General features: G+C 73.0%; 18 protein-coding genes and 1 pseudogene. 15 read left to right on the top strand and 4 right to left on the bottom strand.

The features are described from left to right. Nucleotides 1–17: 17 nt before the first annotated feature. Nucleotides 18–323: a hypothetical protein gene (locus tag UO65_RS09875; protein WP_035280898.1), complete on the bottom strand. Its 306-nt coding sequence runs from the start codon at nt 321–323 to the stop codon at nt 18–20. Between the two features lie 61 nt (nt 324–384). Beyond that, on the bottom strand, nt 385–642 hold the full coding sequence (locus tag UO65_RS09880; RefSeq protein ID WP_152552042.1) for a hypothetical protein: 258 nt from the start codon (nt 640–642) through the stop codon (nt 385–387). Nucleotides 643–770: 128 nt separating this feature from the next. Between UO65_RS09880 and UO65_RS09885 the strand changes: the two genes are divergently transcribed. The 10 genes from UO65_RS09885 (at nt 771) to UO65_RS09930 (ending at nt 10,287) form a co-directional block, all read left to right on the top strand. Next, complete coding sequence (locus tag UO65_RS09885; RefSeq protein WP_052020963.1) at nt 771–1,655, top strand: helix-turn-helix domain-containing protein; 885 nt, start codon at nt 771–773, stop codon at nt 1,653–1,655. A 2-nt stretch (nt 1,656–1,657) separates the two neighbouring features. Further along, the gene (locus UO65_RS09890; protein ID WP_035280901.1) at nt 1,658–1,864 is read left to right on the top strand and encodes a DUF397 domain-containing protein; all 207 of its coding nucleotides are present in this window, start codon (nt 1,658–1,660) and stop codon (nt 1,862–1,864) included. Between the two features lie 18 nt (nt 1,865–1,882). Beyond that, nucleotides 1,883–3,244, top strand: a complete 1,362-nt coding sequence (locus tag UO65_RS09895; protein WP_035280904.1) for a replication-associated recombination protein A — start codon at nt 1,883–1,885, stop codon at nt 3,242–3,244. Between the two features lie 172 nt (nt 3,245–3,416). Then, entirely contained in the window at nt 3,417–3,833 is a 417-nt protein-coding gene (locus UO65_RS09900) for a DUF948 domain-containing protein (protein ID WP_035280906.1), read from the top strand. Further along, a complete protein-coding gene (locus UO65_RS09905; RefSeq protein WP_035280909.1) occupies nt 3,830–4,165 on the top strand; it encodes a hypothetical protein in 336 nt (111 codons plus the stop codon). Before UO65_RS09900 ends, UO65_RS09905 begins: the two co-directional genes overlap by 4 nt. 61 nt (nt 4,166–4,226) lie before the next feature. After that, on the top strand, nt 4,227–6,896 hold the full coding sequence (gene alaS, locus UO65_RS09910; RefSeq protein WP_035280918.1) for an alanine--tRNA ligase: 2,670 nt from the start codon (nt 4,227–4,229) through the stop codon (nt 6,894–6,896). After that, the gene (ruvX, locus tag UO65_RS09915) at nt 6,893–7,387 is read left to right on the top strand and encodes a Holliday junction resolvase RuvX (RefSeq protein ID WP_035280919.1); all 495 of its coding nucleotides are present in this window, start codon (nt 6,893–6,895) and stop codon (nt 7,385–7,387) included. Before alaS ends, ruvX begins: the two co-directional genes overlap by 4 nt. Beyond that, nucleotides 7,384–8,598, top strand: a complete 1,215-nt coding sequence (gene mltG, locus UO65_RS09920) for an endolytic transglycosylase MltG (RefSeq protein ID WP_035280920.1) — start codon at nt 7,384–7,386, stop codon at nt 8,596–8,598. Before ruvX ends, mltG begins: the two co-directional genes overlap by 4 nt. Further along, complete coding sequence (locus tag UO65_RS09925) at nt 8,579–9,439, top strand: shikimate dehydrogenase (RefSeq protein WP_035280921.1); 861 nt, start codon at nt 8,579–8,581, stop codon at nt 9,437–9,439. The genes mltG and UO65_RS09925 overlap by 20 nt, the downstream gene beginning before the upstream one ends. A 104-nt stretch (nt 9,440–9,543) precedes the next feature. Then, nucleotides 9,544–10,287, top strand: a complete 744-nt coding sequence (locus tag UO65_RS09930) for a prepilin peptidase (protein ID WP_052020964.1) — start codon at nt 9,544–9,546, stop codon at nt 10,285–10,287. Between the two features lie 28 nt (nt 10,288–10,315). Here UO65_RS09930 and UO65_RS09935 read toward each other — a convergent pair whose 3' ends face one another. Beyond that, complete coding sequence (locus UO65_RS09935; RefSeq protein WP_035280923.1) at nt 10,316–10,687, bottom strand: hypothetical protein; 372 nt, start codon at nt 10,685–10,687, stop codon at nt 10,316–10,318. A 122-nt stretch (nt 10,688–10,809) separates the two neighbouring features. On the opposite strand from UO65_RS09935, the gene aroC reads away from it, so the two are divergent. The 5 genes and pseudogenes from aroC (at nt 10,810) to UO65_RS09960 (ending at nt 15,859) form a co-directional block, all read left to right on the top strand. Next, nucleotides 10,810–12,000, top strand: a complete 1,191-nt coding sequence (aroC, locus tag UO65_RS09940) for a chorismate synthase (RefSeq protein ID WP_035280924.1) — start codon at nt 10,810–10,812, stop codon at nt 11,998–12,000. Next, nucleotides 11,997–12,500 (top strand): annotated as a pseudogene (locus UO65_RS09945) (shikimate kinase); the annotation flags it as partial. The gene aroC and the pseudogene UO65_RS09945, both read left to right, overlap by 4 nt. A 131-nt stretch (nt 12,501–12,631) precedes the next feature. Further along, a complete protein-coding gene (gene aroB / locus UO65_RS09950) occupies nt 12,632–13,741 on the top strand; it encodes a 3-dehydroquinate synthase (RefSeq protein ID WP_084175430.1) in 1,110 nt (369 codons plus the stop codon). Further along, nucleotides 13,738–14,169: a type II 3-dehydroquinate dehydratase gene (gene aroQ, locus UO65_RS09955; RefSeq protein WP_035280929.1), complete on the top strand. Its 432-nt coding sequence runs from the start codon at nt 13,738–13,740 to the stop codon at nt 14,167–14,169. The genes aroB and aroQ overlap by 4 nt, the downstream gene beginning before the upstream one ends. 217 nt (nt 14,170–14,386) lie before the next feature. Next, on the top strand, nt 14,387–15,859 hold the full coding sequence (locus UO65_RS09960) for a glycoside hydrolase family protein (protein ID WP_411431351.1): 1,473 nt from the start codon (nt 14,387–14,389) through the stop codon (nt 15,857–15,859). A gap of 27 nt (nt 15,860–15,886) precedes the next feature. Here the strand turns inward: UO65_RS09960 and UO65_RS09965 are convergent, their stop codons facing one another. After that, nucleotides 15,887–16,339 (bottom strand): B-4DMT family transporter, encoded by a 453-nt coding sequence (locus tag UO65_RS09965; RefSeq protein WP_084175431.1) that lies wholly within the window; start codon nt 16,337–16,339, stop codon nt 15,887–15,889. Nucleotides 16,340–16,447: the final 108 nt, after the last annotated feature.

Here is a 16,447-nt window from a genome sequence, read left to right on the forward strand (position 1 = left end):
CTCCCACACGACACCCGCTATTCACCCCGCGTCTTCGGCAGGATCGTCTCGATGTAGGGCACGAACACCCTGTGGTACATCGTTCCGTCCATGAAGTCGGCCGAGGCGAGCACCCGGGTGCGGAACCGGCGCAGCTCACCCAGCCGCCCCTGCGCGGCCAGCCGCGCCCGCACCTGGATCGACTGCCTGGTCACCTCGTCGCGGGCGGCGCGGACCATCCCCGGCGGGGTGACCGCGTCCATCAGCACGGCCAGCTTGCCGATCTCCCGCTCGAAGTGCCGCAGGTCGTGCGGCACCCGGTAGAACCTGTCCAACAAGCCCACGCGTTCTCAACTCCCCGACAGCGCGCTCCGCCCCGTGGGGTCGCGGTCCCGGTGGCGGCCGTTACCCGGGTAGCGTCGCACGCTGTGCGCCACTGGCCCGCGCTGGATCGTCATCCGTCCCACCCCTGGCGACGGCGCTGTCGAGTTCGGCGATCGCCAGGGTGGCGAGGTCGACGAGTTGGCGCAGGTTGTCCCGGCCGAGGGTCAGGACGTACTCGCTGCTCTGCCCGAAGTGGAGCGTGGCGTTGTCGTTGAGCGCGCAGGCCTCGAAGCGCATGGGCACGGTGTGGGTCATCTCGACCCACGTTTCGACCGACACGCCTGGTTGGGTATAGAGCGCCATGGTTCTCGCCTCCACCGGCTAGGGTTCTCAGCGGGCTTGGAAGCCCGACTGTCTCCCGGATAAGTTAGGGCGACAGTCGGGCTTGAAACAAGTCGTCTGATCGGGTGAACAGGGAGTTCGACATGGGGCAGGCCCGTCCGACCTTCGAGCGCAGGCAGCTCGGCCTCACCCTGCGCAGACTGCGCGACTCGGCGGGTGTCACCCAGCAGGCGGCGGCGGACGCGGTGGGCAAGGTCCGGTCGCGGATCGTGCAGTTGGAAGACGGCACCGCGACCGCCAGCGAGGAGGACCTGACCACGCTGCTCGACTGCTACGGCGTGGCCGGGGACGAGCGCGAGACCGTGCTCGACCTCGGCGCCCAGGCCCGCAAGCGCAGGCAGCGGCGGGTGCACATCGACCAGTTGCCCGACGCCTACCAGCGCTTCGCCGATCTCGAAGCCAGTGCGTCCGAGATCAACTGCTTCGAGACCGGCATCATCCCAGGCCTCTTGCAGTCTCCCGGCTATGTGCAAGCTGTCATCGCTGAGTGCGACGGCATCTGGTGGCAGCACGCGGATTCGCAGGGCCCCGAGCGGCTCGCCTACCGGATGGACCGGCAGGCGCGACTGCTGCGAGCCGAAGATCGACGGATCATGCGGTTCGTCATCACCGAGGACGCGCTCCGGGCGAGCATGGGAAGCGTCGAGGTCATGCGGGAGCAGTTGCACCACCTGCTCAACCTGCTCGACAAGCTCCCGGACCTGAACGTTCGCGTGCTGACCAACGACGCGTTCGGGAACCCCGCGCGAGGGTACGGCTTGTGTGTTTTCGGTTTCGGTGAGCGCGGAACGCCGGTCGGGTACTCCGCGCCGGTCTTGGGGCCGTCGATGTACTACGACGGCGAAGCCGAGGTCGAGAGTATGCTGCGTGCGTTCTACCGCGTGTGGGAACATGCGTTGAGCCGCAAGGATTCCCGGCGGCTCGTGCAGCGTATCGTCAAGGAGTTGTGATCATGACCCTCGTGCGGGACACCGGCTGGTTCAAGAGCGCCCGCAGCGGGGGAGCCAACGAAAACTGCGTCGAGGTGCGGATCACCGCGTCCGCGACCGGCGTGCGGGACACCAAGAACCGGACCGGCGGCGTGCTGAGCCTGCGCAGCGCCGCGTGGGGAACCTTCGTGACCGGCGCCAAAGACGGCCGGTTCGACCTGTCCCTGTGAACGGGTAGCGTCGCCCGGGTGGAACAGGAGTTCGACCTCGACCTCTTCGGCACGACCTCCGGCCCGCCCGCGCAGCCGCCGGGGCCGCGCCGGGTGAGCCCGTCCGCGCCGCTGGCCGTGCGGATGCGCCCGGCCACCCTCGACGAGGTGCTGGGCCAGGACCACCTGCTCGGCCCCGGCGCCCCGCTGCGGCGGCTGGTGGAGGGCGCCGCGCCCGCCTCGATCCTGCTCTACGGGCCGCCCGGCACCGGCAAGACCACCCTGGCCACCCTGGTGTCCTCGGCGATCGGCAGGCGGTTCGTGGCGCTGTCGGCGCTCTCGGCCGGGGTCAAGGAGGTGCGCGGGGTCATCGACGACGCCCGCAGGCGCCTGACCCACTCCGGCGAGTCCACCGTGCTGTTCATCGACGAGGTGCACCGCTTCTCCCGCACCCAGCAGGACGCGCTGCTCGGCGCGGTCGAGGACCGGATCGTGCTGCTGGTCGCGGCCACCACCGAGAACCCGTTCTTCTCCGTGGTCTCCCCGCTGCTGTCGCGCTCGATCGTGCTGCAACTGCACCCGCTCGGCGACGAGGACGTCCGCGCGCTGGTGCGCCGGGCGGTCGCCGACGAGCGCGGCCTCGCGGGCGCGGTGACGCTGGAGGCCGAGGCCGAGGACCACGTCGTCCGGCTCGCGGGCGGCGACGCCCGGCGCGCGCTCACCGCGCTGGAGGCCGCCGCCGACTCCGCCACCGCCACCCGCGGCGGCGTGATCGACCTCGCCACCGTCGAGGCCACGCTGGACAAGGCCGCCGTGCGCTACGACCGCTCGGGCGACCAGCACTATGACGTGATGAGCGCGTTCATCAAGTCCATCCGCGGTTCCGACGTCGACGCCGCGCTGCACTACCTGGCCAGGATGGTCGAGGCGGGGGAGGACCCCAGGTTCATCGCCCGGCGGCTGATCGTGCACGCCACCGAGGACGTCGGCATGGCCGACCCGACCGCGCTGCCCGCCGCGGTGGCCGCCGCCCAGGCCGTGCAGCTCATCGGCATGCCCGAGGGCAGGCTGGCGCTGGCCCAGGTCACCGTGCACCTGGCCACCGCGCCCAAGTCCAACGCGGTGATCACCGCCATCGACAGCGCGCTCGCCGACGTCCGCGCGGGCGCCGCGGGCACGGTGCCGCCGCACCTGCGCGACGGGCACTACGCGGGCGCGAAGGAACTGGGCAACGCCACCGGCTACCGCTACCCGCACGACGCCCCCGAGGGCGTGCTGCGCCAGCAGTACCCGCCGGACGCGTTGCGCGGCCGCGACTACTACAACCCCACGCAACGCGGCGCCGAGCGCCCGCTGGCCGACCGGGTGCCGAAACTGCGCAGGGTCGTGCGCGGCGACTGATCGACTTCTCGGCCCTGTGGACAACTGTTCGCGCAGATCGCCGGTGCGGTGGAGACTGTGCTCGCAGCGGCGCAGGTCCGGGCAGGCCGGGCCGGACCGGGCGCGGTAGCCTGACGCCGATCACCCGCCCCCCGACCGCACCCGGGGAGCGACGGCCTAGGAGGAGAGTCTCGTGACAGCAGGGCAGATCGCCGCGCTGATCGCCGCGGGCGCGTTCGTCCTGCTCGTGGTGCTGCTGGGCGTCGTGCTGTTCAAGCTCGGCCGCACCCTCGATGAGACGACCATCGCGATCCGCAAGGCACACCAGAACAGCGACCCGCTGTTCGCGGGTGCCAACACCACGCTGACGCACGTCAACACCCAGCTCGAGCGGGTCGACGGCATCACCTCCAACGCGCAGGCCGTCACCGGCAACGTGTCGGCGCTGACCTCGGTCTTCACCGCCACCCTGGGCGGCCCGCTGGTCAAGGCCGCCGCGCTGTCCTACGGGGTGAGCAAGGCCGTCCGCGCCCGCCGCAAGGCCAAGGGCGCGCTGGAGGGCAAGCACGCGGGCCCGGGCCTGCGCCGCGGGCGGGGGGCGAAGAAGTGAAGCGCCTGTTCTGGCTCGGCGTCGGCGTCGCCACCGGCGTGGCCCTGTCCCGCAAGGCCCGCGACACCGCGCACGCGGTCACCCCGGCCGGGATCGCGGGCAACGTCGGCGACGCCGTGCGCGAACTCGCCGGTGCCATCGGCGCCTTCGGCGCGGACGTCCGCGCGGGCATGTCCGAGCGCGAGGGGCAGCTGACCGACGAGGTCGAGCGCCGCTCCGGGGTCACCCCCGGGGCGCGGCACGCCCTGACCGGCGCCACCGCCCCGCAGCGCAGGCCGCGCCGGGCGGAGCCGCGCGCCACCGACGCGCGAGCGCGCCGGGCGGACGGCTGAGCACACGCTCGGCCTCCGCCGTTCGCGCCCGCCGAACCCGCTCGACCCCTGAGGACCGACAGTGCAGACACACGAGATCTCCCGCCGCTTCCGGGAGTACTTCACCGACCACGGCCACACCCCGGTACCCAGCGCCTCGCTGATCCTGGAAGACCCCAACCTGCTGTTCGTCAACGCGGGCATGGTGCAGTTCAAGCCGTACTTCCTCGGCGACGCCCCGGCCCCGTGGCCGCGCGCCACCAGCATCCAGAAGTGCGTGCGCACCGGTGACATCGACGAGGTCGGCAAGACGACCCGGCACAACACCTTCTTCCAGATGGCCGGGAACTTCTCCTTCGGCGACTACTTCAAGGCCCAGGCCATCGAGCACGCCTGGGCCCTGCTGACCAACAGCCAGTCCGAGGGCGGCTACGGCTTCGACCCGGACCGGCTGTGGGCCACCGTCTACACCGACGACGACGAGGCCCTCGACCTCTGGAAGAAGATCGCGGGCCTGCCCGAGGAGCGCATCCAGCGCCGCGACGGCAAGGACAACTACTGGGACATGGGCATCCCCGGTCCCGGCGGCCCCTGCTCGGAGATCTACTACGACCGCGGCCCCGAGCACGGCCGCGAGGGCGGCCCGGTCGCCGACGAGGACCGCTACCTCGAGGTGTGGAACCTCGTCTTCATGCAGGACGTGCGCGGCGAGCTGTCCCCGAAGGAGGGGCACAAGCCGATCGGCTCGCTGCCGCGCCGCAACATCGACACCGGCATGGGCATCGAGCGGGTCGCCGCGCTGCTGCAAGGTGTGGACAACGTCTACGAGACCGACCTGGTCCGCCCGGTGATCGCCAAGGCCGAGGAGATGTCCGGCCGCCGCTACGGCGCGGGCAACCCGGTGGACGACGTGCGCTTCCGCGTCATCGCCGACCACGCCCGCTCCGGCATGATGATCATCGGTGACGGCGTCACCCCCGGCAACGAGGCCCGCGGCTACGTGCTGCGCCGCCTGCTGCGCCGCATCGTCCGGTCGGTGCGCCTGCTCGGCGTGCAGGAGCCGGTGCTCGGCGAGTTCGCCGCCGTCGTCCGCGACACCATGTCCCCGTCCTACCCCGAGCTGGCCACCGACTTCCCCCGCATCGAGTCGATCATGCGCAAGGAGGAGGAGACCTTCCTCGCCACGCTGGCCAGCGGCTCGCGCATCTTCGACCTGGCCGCGGACCGGCTCGTCGACGACGGCAAGGCCACCCTGCCCGGCGACAAGGCCTTCCAGCTGCACGACACCTACGGCTTCCCGATCGACCTCACCCTGGAAATGGCCGCCGAGCGCGGGCTCTCGGTGGACGAGACCGGGTTCCGCGAGCTGATGGCCGAGCAGCGCGCCCGCGCCAAGGCCGACGCCGCCTCCCGCAAGACCGGCCACGGCGACCAGTCGGTGTACCGCGAGCTGCTCGCCCAGGGCAACACCGTGTTCACCGGCTACGAGGAGCTGACCACCGAGGCCAAGGTCATCGGCCTGGTCCGCGACGGCAAGCGGCTCTCCGGCGCCGGTGAGGGCGAGATCCTCGAGGTCATCCTCGACCGCACCCCGCTCTACGCCGAGGCCGGTGGCCAGGAGAGCGACGCCGGGACGATCACCACCGCCTCCGGTGCCGTGCTCGAGGTCGTCGACGTGCAGAAGATCGCCCGCAAGCTCTGGGTGCACCAGGTGCGCGTGCGCTCCGGCGAGATCACCGAGGGCGCCGAGGTCGAGGCCCGGGTCGACCCCGAGTGGCGGGTCGGCGCCCGGCAGGGGCACTCCGGCACGCACGTCGTGCACGCCGCCCTGCGCCAGGTGCTCGGCCCGACCGCACTTCAGAGCGGCTCGTACAACAAGCCCGGCTACCTGCGGCTCGACTTCGCCTGGTCCGGCGCGCTCTCACCGGAGACCAAGAGCGAGATCGAGGAGGTCTCCAACCTCGCCGTGCGCCAGGACCTGCCGGTCCAGGTCGTCTACACCGACATGGGCGGCGCCCAGGAACTCGGCGCGGTCGCCCTGTTCGGCGAGACCTACGACGAGACGGTGCGCGTCGTGGAGATCGGCGGCCCGTGGTCGCGCGAGCTCTGCGGTGGCACGCACGTGGAGCACTCCTCGCAGATCGGCCCGATCAGCCTGCTCGGCGAGTCGTCCGTGGGCTCCGGCAGCCGCCGCCTCGAGGCCTACGTCGGCATGGACGCCATGCGCTACCTGGCCAAGGAGCGCGCCCTGGTGCAGAACCTGGCCGCCATGCTCAAGGTGCCCGACGTGGAGGTCCCGGCCAGGGTCGAGGCCCTGGTCGATCGGCTGCGCAACGCCGAGAGGGAACTGGAGAAGCTGCGCGCGGGCCAGTTGCTCTCCTCGGCCGGGACGCTGGCCGAGCAGGCCGAGGACGTGCGCGGCACGGCCCTGGTCGCGCTCAAGGTGCCCGACGGCATCGGCGGCGGCGACCTGCGCAACCTCGCCGTCGAGGTGCGCAACCGGCTCGGGGCGCGCCCCGGCGTGGTCGCCCTGTTCTCCGCCGGTGACGGCGGCAAGGTCGCCTTCGTGGTCGCCACCACCGCCGCCGCCCGCGACGCCGGGCTGGCCGCGGGCAAGCTGGTGCCCGCCTTCGCCCCGGCCATCGAGGCCCGCGGCGGCGGCAAGCCGGACCTGGCCCAGGGCGGCGGTGCCAATGCCGGGGGCATCGGCGAGGCCGTCACCGCGCTGAGGCGGGCCCTGGACGGCGCGTGAACCCCTCACCGCACCGGCCCGGGGCCGACGACCCGGGGCGTGGCCGCAGGCTCGCCGTGGACGTCGGCTCCGTCCGGGTCGGGGTGGCGCTGAGCGACCCCGCGCCGATCCTGGCCAGCCCGCTGATCACGCTGGCGCGGGACGAGAAGACCAGGGCCGACCTGGCCGCGCTGGCCGGTCTCGTCACCGAGCACGAGGTGGTCGAGGTCGTCGTCGGCCTGCCCATGACCCTGGCCGCGCGGCACGGCGCCGCGGCCGAGTCGGCGGTCGCCTACGCCACCGACCTGGCCGCCCGGATCACCCCGGTCCCGGTCCGGCTGGCCGACGAGCGGTTGACGACGGTCACCGCTTCGCGGATGCTCAGCCGGCGCGGTGTCCGGGGGAAGAAGCAGCGCGCCGTGGTCGACCAGGCCGCGGCGGTGGAGATCCTCCAGGCCTGGCTCGACGCCAGGGCCGCTGCGCTCGCACGATCTGCGGAGGCGGACTCATGACCGACGACCTCGGCCTGTTCGAGGAGGAGCCGGAGCGCCGCGAGCGCCCGCGCAAGCCCAGGACCGGCGCCACGGCGCGCCCGGCCAAGCCCGACCGCAGGCGGCTCAAGCTGATCGTCGTCGGGCTGGTCGTCCTGCTCATCCTGGGCGGCGGGGCCTGGTACGGCTACCGGTTCATCAGCGACATCGGCGGCTACGACGACTTCGCGGGCGCCGGGGAGACCGACGTCGTGGTCGAGGTCGAGGGCGGTGACTCCACCGCCAACATCGCCACCAGGCTCAAGGACACCGGGGTGGTGGCCAGCTCCAAGGCGTTCCTCTCCGCCGCCGCGACCGACGCCCGGGTCCGCTCGGTGCAGCCGGGCTACTACGTGATGCGCACCAAGATCTCCGGCGCGGACGCGGTCGCCCGCATCGTCGACCCGGCCTCCAGGGTGGGCAACCTGCAGATCCGCGCGGGCACGCAGCTCGACGACATCGTCAACGGCGAGACCACCACCCCCGGCGTGCTGTCGCTCATCGCCAAGGCCTCGTGCGCCAAGCTCAACGGCCAGGACGTCTGCGTGTCGGTCGAGGACCTGCGCCAGGTCGCGCAGACGGCGGACCTGGCCGCGCTGGGCGTGCCCGACTGGGCGGCCGTGGACGCCGCCAGGGCCGAGCCCAAGCACCGGCTCGAAGGCCTGGTCATGCCGGACGTCTACGAGGTCAAGCCGGGCACCTCCGCCGAGGAGGTGTGGAAGAAGCTGCTGGCCGACTCCGTCGCCAGGCTGCAGAGCATCGGGATGCCCGGCCTGGCCGACAGCACCGGCTTCACCCCGTACCAGGTCCTGGTCATGGCGTCGCTGGTGCAGCGCGAGGCCATCAAGCCCGACTTCGCCAAGGTCTCGCGGGTCACCTACAACCGCCTCGCCCTGCCGATGAACCTGCAGTACGACTCGACGGTGAACTACGTCCTGGACCGCCCGGACATCCGCACCCGGTCCGAGGACCGCGCCAAGGCCGGGCCGTACAACACCTACGCGAGCCCCGGTCTGCCCCCGACGCCCATCGCCGCGGTCAGCCGCGAGGCGCTGGAGGCCGCGGCCAAGCCCGCCGAGGGCAGTTGGCTGTACTTCGTGCGCTGCCAGAAGGACGGCACCTCCTGCTTCGCCGACACGCTGCCCGAGCACAATGCGAACATCAAGCTGGCCGATGAGAACGACGCCTACTGAGCGGCGCGCGGCGGTCCTCGGCTCCCCGGTCGCCCACTCGCTGTCGCCGGTGCTGCACGGTGCCGCCTACGCCGCGCTGGGCCTGGACTGGACCTACGAGCGGATCGAGTGCGACGAAGCCGGGCTGCCGGGCCTGGTCGCCTCGCTCGGCCCGGAGTGGGCGGGTCTGTCGGTCACCATGCCCGGCAAGCGCGCCGCCCTGCGGGTGGCCGACACCGCCTCCGACCGGGCCGTCGCGGTCGGCGCGGCCAACACCCTCGTGCACCGCCCCGACGGCTCGTGGCACGCCGACTGCACCGACGTCGACGGCGTCGCGGGTGCCCTGCTGGTGGCCGCCGCCTACCAGCCGAGGGCGGGTGACCCGGCCCTGGTCCTGGGCGCGGGCGGCACCGCCTGCGCGGCCCTGGCGGCCTTCGCCGCGCTGGGCCTGTCGTCGGCCACCCTGGTCGTGCGGGACCGCACCCGCGCCGCCGACGCCGAGGACTGCGCCGACCGCCTCAGCCTCCCGGTGACCGTCCTGGAGTGGGACACCGCCGACTTCCGCGCCTTGGCCGCGAACTGCGCGGTGCTGGTCACCACCGCCCCCGCCCAGGCCGTCGAGCCCATCGCCGCGGACCTCGCGGGGGCCCGCCACCTGCTGGACGTCATCTACCACCCCTGGCCCACCCCGCTGGCCGCCGCCGCGGCCGAGTCCGGCGCCCACCTCGCCACCGGCCTGGACATGCTGCTGCACCAGGCTTTCGGCCAGGTCGAGCTCTTCACCGCCCAGGCGGCCCCCCGGGTCGCCATGCGCGACGCCCTCCGGGACGCCGTCGCCGACCCGGTGCCGCTGCCCCTGTAGACCCGCGGATTCCTTGCACTGCACGGAATCCGCGGGCTGTCAAACGTCCATCCCCACGCCATCGTGGCAATGACAAGGCTCCGCCGGGTTCGTACGGTGGAGTCATGACCAAGACATCGTTCCCCATGTCGTTCCCCGCGGCATTTCCCGCCGCCGCAAGGGTTTCCGCCCAGGTCCTCGCCGTCGCCTGCCTGGTCTTGCTCTGCGCGGCCTGGCTCTCCCCGTTCCTGGTCCTCGCCCTGGCGACGGGTTCCCTGGCCGGGGCGCTCTCCCGCAACCTCCTGGCCAAGGTCCCGCACGGCACCAGAGCCGGACCGGGGCAGTGCGAGCTCCCCACGGCTCTCCTGTGGACAGTCGTCGCCCTCCTCTGGCAGCACGCCCACCTGCCGACGGCGTGGTTGACCGTGGTCCTCCCGCTCACCTGGGTGGCCGTGCCCCTGGCGGTGGTCGACCTCCACCACCGCCGCCTGCCCAGGGCCCTCACCGTTCCCACCGCGGCCTTGGCGTTACCGCTGCTGGCCGGGCCCGCGCTCGCCACGGGTTGGGCGCTTCTGCTCCACGCGGTCTTGGGCGCGGCCGTCCTCGGTGCGCTCCACAGCCTCATCCACCACGCGAACCCCGCGGCGTTGGGCAGAGGAGACGTCTTCCTCTCCGCCCCACTGGGTGCCGTGCAGGGTGCCCTCGGCTTGCCCGCGCTGATCGCGGCGACCTTCCTGGCCGCGGTCACCACGCTCGCCCTCCACGTGGTGACCCGCCGCGCTCCCCGCTACCGCACCGGTGTCCCGCACGCGCCCGGGATGCTGTTGGGCACGACGACGGTCGCCCTGGTGACCCTCGCCGGTGTGTGATCCGCGCCCGCCGACACGGGCGCCGGGATCAGCCCGCCGTGTAGTAGTAGTTGTCCGCCACGACCCGCCCGGTGCCGTCCAACGACAGCCGGAACACGTGGAACAGCGACGGGTGCCGCTCGATCCAGGTCACCGCGGTCTCGTAGAGGCTGCTGGTCCCGACCCAGTGCGCGGTGACGACCTCCTTGGGCACGTCGAACCGGCGGGCGGTCGGGAAGGTGAACGTCCGGGCCGTCCTGTCGATCGTGATCTGTCCCATCGCGATCAGGTCCTGCGGGGTGGTCGTCACCACGCCCCGCACCGCCGCGGATGCGGTCGGGGAAGCCGAGGCGGGAGTGGTGAACGCGGCCACGCCGGTCAGGGTCAGAACGGCGGCCAGAGCCGGGATGAGCTTCCGCATTCGGCACTCCTGGTTTGTTTGTACCTTTTGTCCATTTTATCAGGTGAGGAGGTGACCGGCGGAGCGTCCAGCCTGCCCGAGGCTGTGCGGGCGGCGCGGGGTTGACATGACAGGATTGCCGCGTGCTGCGTTGGATGACCGCTGGAGAGTCACACGGGCCCGCGCTGGTCGCCGTGCTGGAAGGCATGGTGTCCGGGGTCGAGGTCACCACCTCTGACCTGGGGGAGCAGTTGGCCCGCAGGCGGCTCGGGTTCGGCCGGAGTCCCCGGATGGGCTTCGAGACCGACAAGGTCGACTTCCTCGGCGGCGTGCGGCACGGCCGCACCCAGGGCGGGCCGATCGCGGTGCAGATCGACAACGCCGAGTGGCCCAAGTGGTCCAAGGTCATGGCCGCCGACCCGGTGGACCCGGAGGAACTGGCCGACCTGAGCCGCAACGAGCCGCTCACCCGGCCCCGACCGGGGCACGCGGACCTGCCCGGGATGCAGAAGTACGACTTCCCGGAGGCCCGGCCGGTCCTGGAGCGGGCGAGCGCGCGGGAGACCGCGAGCCGCACCGCGCTGGGCACGGTGGCCAAGGCGTTCCTGCGCCAACTGCTCGGCATCGAGGTGATCAGCCACGTCGTCTCGATCGGCGCGGCCGCCGCGCCGGAGGGGCCGCTGCCCGGACCGGGTGACCTGGCGGCCATCGACGAGAGCCCGGTGCGCTCGTTCAGCCAGGCCGGGACCGACGCCATGGTCGCCGAGGTCGAGGCGGTCAAGAAGGCGGGCGACACCGTCGGCGGGGTCATCGAGGTGATCGCCTACGGGCTGCCGCCGGGCCTGGGCTCGCACGTGCACTGGGACCGGCGGCTGGACTCGCGGCTGGCCGGTGCCCTGATGGGCGTGCAGGCGATGAAGGGCGTGGAGATCGGCGACGGCTTCACCACCGCCCAGCGGTGGGGGAGCGGGGCCCACGACGAGATCGACCGGGACGCGGACGCGGTGTCCGGGGTCAGCAGGCGCTCCAACCGGGCGGGTGGGTTGGAGGGCGGCATCACCAACGGCGAGCCGCTGCGGGTGCGGGTGGCGATGAAGCCGATCTCCACCGTGCCGCGTGCGCTGTCCACCGTCGATGTTGTCACCGGGGAGCCCGCGGTGGCCATCCACCAGCGCTCCGACGTGTGCGCGGTGCCGCGCGCGGGCGTCGTGCTGGAATCGGTGGTGGCCCTGGTGCTGGCCGAGGCGGCGCTGGAGAAGTTCGGCGGCGACTCGCTGCCGGAGACCCGCCGCAACGCCGAGGGGTACCTCGAGGCGCTGCGGAAGCGCTGGTGAGCCCGGTCGCGGTCGTGGTCGGACCGCCGGGGGCGGGCAAGACGACGACCGGTGAGGGCTTGGCCGCGGCGCTGGGCCTGCCGTTCCGCGACACCGACGCGGACATCGTGGCGGGTGCCGGCAAACCGATCACCGAAATCTTCACCGACGACGGCGAACCCGCGTTCCGCGAACTCGAGGAGCGGGCCGTCGCCGCGGCGCTGAGCGAGCACCCGGGGGTGCTGGCGCTGGGCGGGGGAGCGGTGCTGTCCCCGGCGACCCGGGCGCTGCTGGCCGAGCACACCGTGGTCTTCCTCAACGTCGGCTTCGCCGAGGGGGTCCGCCGCACCGGGCTGTCGGCGGCCCGACCGCTGCTGGTCGGGATCAACCCGAGGGCGCGGTTCCGGGAACTGCTCGACGAGCGCCTGCCGCTCTACCGCGAGGTGGCCACCGTCGAGGTGCTCACCGACGCGCTGACCCCCGACGAGGTCGTCGCCGAACTGGTGGCGTCGCTCCCGGCCCGCCCCGGTGGGCAGGCCGCGGACGGCACCGGACCGACCGCGGACCCCGCCGGACCGACCGCGGGCACGACCGCGGATCAGACTCCAGACCAGACCGCGGACCAGACCCCAGACCAGACCGAGGAGAGGCGTTGACCGTGCAGCCGGTGCGCATCAGGGTGGCCACCGACCGCCCCTACGACGTGGTGATCGGCAAGGGCCTGCTCGACGAGCTGGTGCAGGCGGTGGCCGGGGCGTCGAAGGTGGCGATCATCCACCAGCCGACCCTGGCCGCGACCGCCGAGGCGACCCGCGAGGAACTGGCCAGGGCGGGGCTGGACGCCCACCGGGTGGAGATCCCCGACGCCGAGGACGGCAAGGCGCTGTCGGTCGCCGCGTTCTGCTGGGAGGTCTTCGGCCGGATGGGCCTGGACCGCCAGGGCGCGGTGCTGGCGCTGGGCGGCGGCGCGGTCACCGACCTGGGCGGCTTCGTCGCGGGCACCTGGATGCGCGGGGTGAAGCTGGTCAACGTGCCGACCACCCTGCTGGGCATGGTCGACGCGGCGGTCGGCGGCAAGACCGGCATCAACACCGACGCGGGCAAGAACCTCGTCGGCGTCATCCACGAACCCTCCGCCGTGCTGGTCGACCTGGCCACCCTGACCACGCTGCCGCGCAACGAACTGGTCGCGGGCATGGCCGAGGTGATCAAGGGTGGCTTCATCGGCGACCCGAAGATCCTCGACCTGATCGAGGCCGACCCGGCCGCCGCCCTCGACCCCGAGGGCGACGTGCTCGCCGACCTGGTCCGCCGCAAGATCCAGGTCAAGGCCGACGTGGTCGCCTCCGACCTGCGCGAGGCCAGCCTGCGCGAATTCCTCAACTACGGCCACACCCTGGCCCACGCCATCGAGCGCCGCGAGCGCTACAAGTGGCGCCACGGCGCCGCGGTCAGCGTCGGCCTGGTCTTCGCCGCCGAACTCGCCCGCCTCGCGGGCAGGCTCGACGACGCCACCGCCGACCGCCACCGCGCCATCCTCACCGCCGTCGGCCTGCCCGTCACCTACGACGCCGACGCGCTGCCCCAGCTCGTCGAGGGGATGCTGACCGACAAGAAGACCAAGTCCGGCGTCCTGCGCTTCGTCGTGCTCGACGGCCTCGCCAAGCCCGCCCGGCTGGAGGGCCCCGACCCGGCGCTGCTGGCCGCGGCCTACTCGGTGGTGGCGACCGAGCAGCCCACGTCCGGGACGGTGCTGCTGTGAGGGTCTTCGTCCTCAACGGCCCCAACCTGGGCAGGCTCGGCACCCGGGAGCCGGAGGTCTACGGCAGCACCACCCACGCCGACCTGGTCGCCCGGTGCGAGGAGACCGGCCGGGAACTGGGCCTCGACGTCACCGTGCGCCAGACCGACCACGAGGGCGAAATGCTCGGCTGGCTGCACGAGGCCGCCGAGCAGTCGGTCCCGGTCGTCCTCAACGCCGCGGCCTGGACCCACTACTCCATCGCCGTCCGCGACGCCGCCGCGCAGCTCACCGCCCCGCTGGTGGAGGTGCACATCTCCAACGTGCACAAGCGCGAGACCTTCCGCCACACCAGCCTCCTCTCCGACATCGCGGTCGGCGTCATAGTCGGCCTCGGCGTCGACGGCTACCCCCTCGCCCTCCGCTGGCTGGCCGACAACACCCGCTGACCTGAGTCGGACAGCACCTGAACTGCGAAAATGGTCCTGGTGGGCCCGGGTGGAGGCGCTGTTCGAGGCTCCCGCGCCCCGTGCCGCAGGGCGGTGGAGGGGCGGTGGGGCGTTCGCCGGTGCCTAGACTGGGCCGGACGCCGACCCCGACGGCGTCCCGGCACGGAGGTCCCCACCGCACATGCCCAGCAGGTTTCGGCGCGTTCGCCATGCCCTCGTGTCCCTGGTCGTGGTGGTCGTCGCGGCGGGCTGCTCGGCGGACGCGGAGGGCGTGACCGAGCGGGGGCCGCAGCGGACCACCGCCGCCCCCGTCCCGGCCGCGCGGGCGGAGGTCGAGCCGGTGCGGTTGGGGACCGACCGGGAGCGGGCCGGCCCGCAGGTGGTGGCGGCGGGCGGTGGGGACGCGGTCTACAACTACGCGCCGACGCTGATGGCCGAGGGCGGTCGGTACCGGATGTGGTGGTGCAGCCAGCTCGGCACCGCCGCCCCACCCGGTGACGACGTCCTGCTGGCCGAGTCGGAGAGGCCGTGGGGCCCGTACAGCGGTCCGGACGGCAGCCCGGGCACCGCGGTGTTCTCCGGCAGCTCCACCGGCTTCGACGGCATGCACACCTGCGACCCGTCGGTGATCAAGGTCGGGGGAACCTACTACCTGTACTACACCGGTGCGGCGGGCCACCACGCCAACGGCAACGCCATCGGCCTGGCCACCAGCCCCGACGGCCGGGTGTGGACCAGGGCCAACGGGGGCGCCCCCATCGTCACCGCCTCCCACGACGTCCTCCGGGACAACGTCTACGGCACCGGCCAACCCGCCGCCACCCACGTCAACGGCTGGTTCTACCTGATGTTCACCGACACCACCGGCCGCGGCGCGGGCTGGAACGGGGCGGGCCAGTTCGTCCTCCGCGCCCGCGACCCCGCCTTCGGCACCGACGTGGAACTCCTCGGCGAGGACGGCTTCCACCGCACCATGGGCACCGCCGACCGCAGCCGTTCCGTCGTCGACGCGTTCAGCGCCGACCTGATGTGGGTGCCCGCCCTGGGCGCGTTCGCCATCGCGCACGAAACCGCCGACGGCACCAGCCTGACGTTCTGGGACCGCGAGTTCCGCCGCAAGCCCTACACCTCGGTCGTCATCCCCGGCCCGTGGAAGGAGGGCCCCGGCCTCATCCGCACCCCGGAGGGCCACGCCCTGCCGTCCCTGGACGACCCCTGCGACCGCGTCCCGGTCGACCTGGTCCGCGCCACGGTTGACGCGGCGGCCCCCACGGCCCTCAAGTACTTCGGCGCCGACCTCACCGGCACCACAGCCTGCGCCGACGCCGCCCGCGCCCTCAGGGCACTGGAGGGTTTCGCCGTGCCCTCCCCGGAACGCACCATCGACGTGGTCCTGCACGGCAAACTCATCCGGGTCGAACGGCGCTCGGTGGCCGAACGCCTGTCGGTGAAGGTCCTCGACCACCGCGTCCCCGCCCTGGACGCGGTCCCGGTGGCAGCCCGCCTCAGCACCGCGGCCGCCGGAATCCAAACCGGCCCCGCCCAGGCGGGCCTCCTCCTGGACGACAAGCGCCTGTGGGCGCTCTCGGACCCGAAGCTGGCCACCCTCAACTCCTCCAAGCTGGCCAAGGTCACCCCCCGGGAGTGGGCCGCCCACCAACGCGGCCCCGACCTGATCGCCCGCCGCTGACCCCCGCCCCGGCGGCGCGCGGACGCCCTAGCCGCGCGGCCGGGGCGACGGTTTCGCCCGCACGGGCTCGTCCTCGTCCTCACGCGGCCGGTCCGGGTCCAAGCGCGGGCCGACCACCAGACCCAACCCGGCCGGAAGCAGCACCAGCAGCGCGCTGAACGCCGCACCCCCGGTCAGCGCCCCGCCCAGCGCACTGACCCCGGTCTGATCGACGAAGATCCCCCGCCCGATCACCTGCAGCACCGCCGACCCCACACCCGCGACCAGCGCGGCGACCACCCAGGCCGTCCCCCGCTCCGGCACCTGCCGCCACCCGTCGACGGCAGCCCACACGGCGGCAACGCCCACCAGGACCCCGAGCGAGACCGCCTCCACCACCGACTGGCCGGTCGGGTTCCCCGCCTTCACCGCGGCCACGACCACAGCCACGACGGCATGGACAACGGCCAGCACGGCCCCGCGCACCACCCACAGACGCATTCCCGCAGCGTAAGCCCGTCGCCGCGGCGGGTGCCAGCGCGCCCGCCCCGCCCACCTCGCCTCCGCCCGCCCCCGCGCCGCCGCCCCGGCGGCAGAGCGCGCCGCCGC

The sequence above is a fragment of the Actinokineospora spheciospongiae genome, assembly GCF_000564855.1.
Classification (GTDB): domain Bacteria; phylum Actinomycetota; class Actinomycetes; order Mycobacteriales; family Pseudonocardiaceae; genus Actinokineospora; species Actinokineospora spheciospongiae.

What these genes read in the sequence shown, in the direction of transcription:
- UO65_RS09890 (WP_035280901.1), top strand. Translation starts at nt 1,658, where the DNA reads ATGACCCTCGTGCGGGACACCGGCTGGTTCAAGAGCGCCCGCAGCGGG.
- mltG (WP_035280920.1), top strand. Translation starts at nt 7,384, where the DNA reads ATGACCGACGACCTCGGCCTGTTCGAGGAGGAGCCGGAGCGCCGCGAG.
- UO65_RS09925 (WP_035280921.1), top strand. Translation starts at nt 8,579, where the DNA reads ATGAGAACGACGCCTACTGAGCGGCGCGCGGCGGTCCTCGGCTCCCCG.
- UO65_RS09930 (WP_052020964.1), top strand. Translation starts at nt 9,544, where the DNA reads ATGACCAAGACATCGTTCCCCATGTCGTTCCCCGCGGCATTTCCCGCC.
- UO65_RS09935 (WP_035280923.1), bottom strand. Translation starts at nt 10,687, where the DNA reads ATGCGGAAGCTCATCCCGGCTCTGGCCGCCGTTCTGACCCTGACCGGC.
- UO65_RS09965 (WP_084175431.1), bottom strand. Translation starts at nt 16,339, where the DNA reads ATGCGTCTGTGGGTGGTGCGCGGGGCCGTGCTGGCCGTTGTCCATGCC.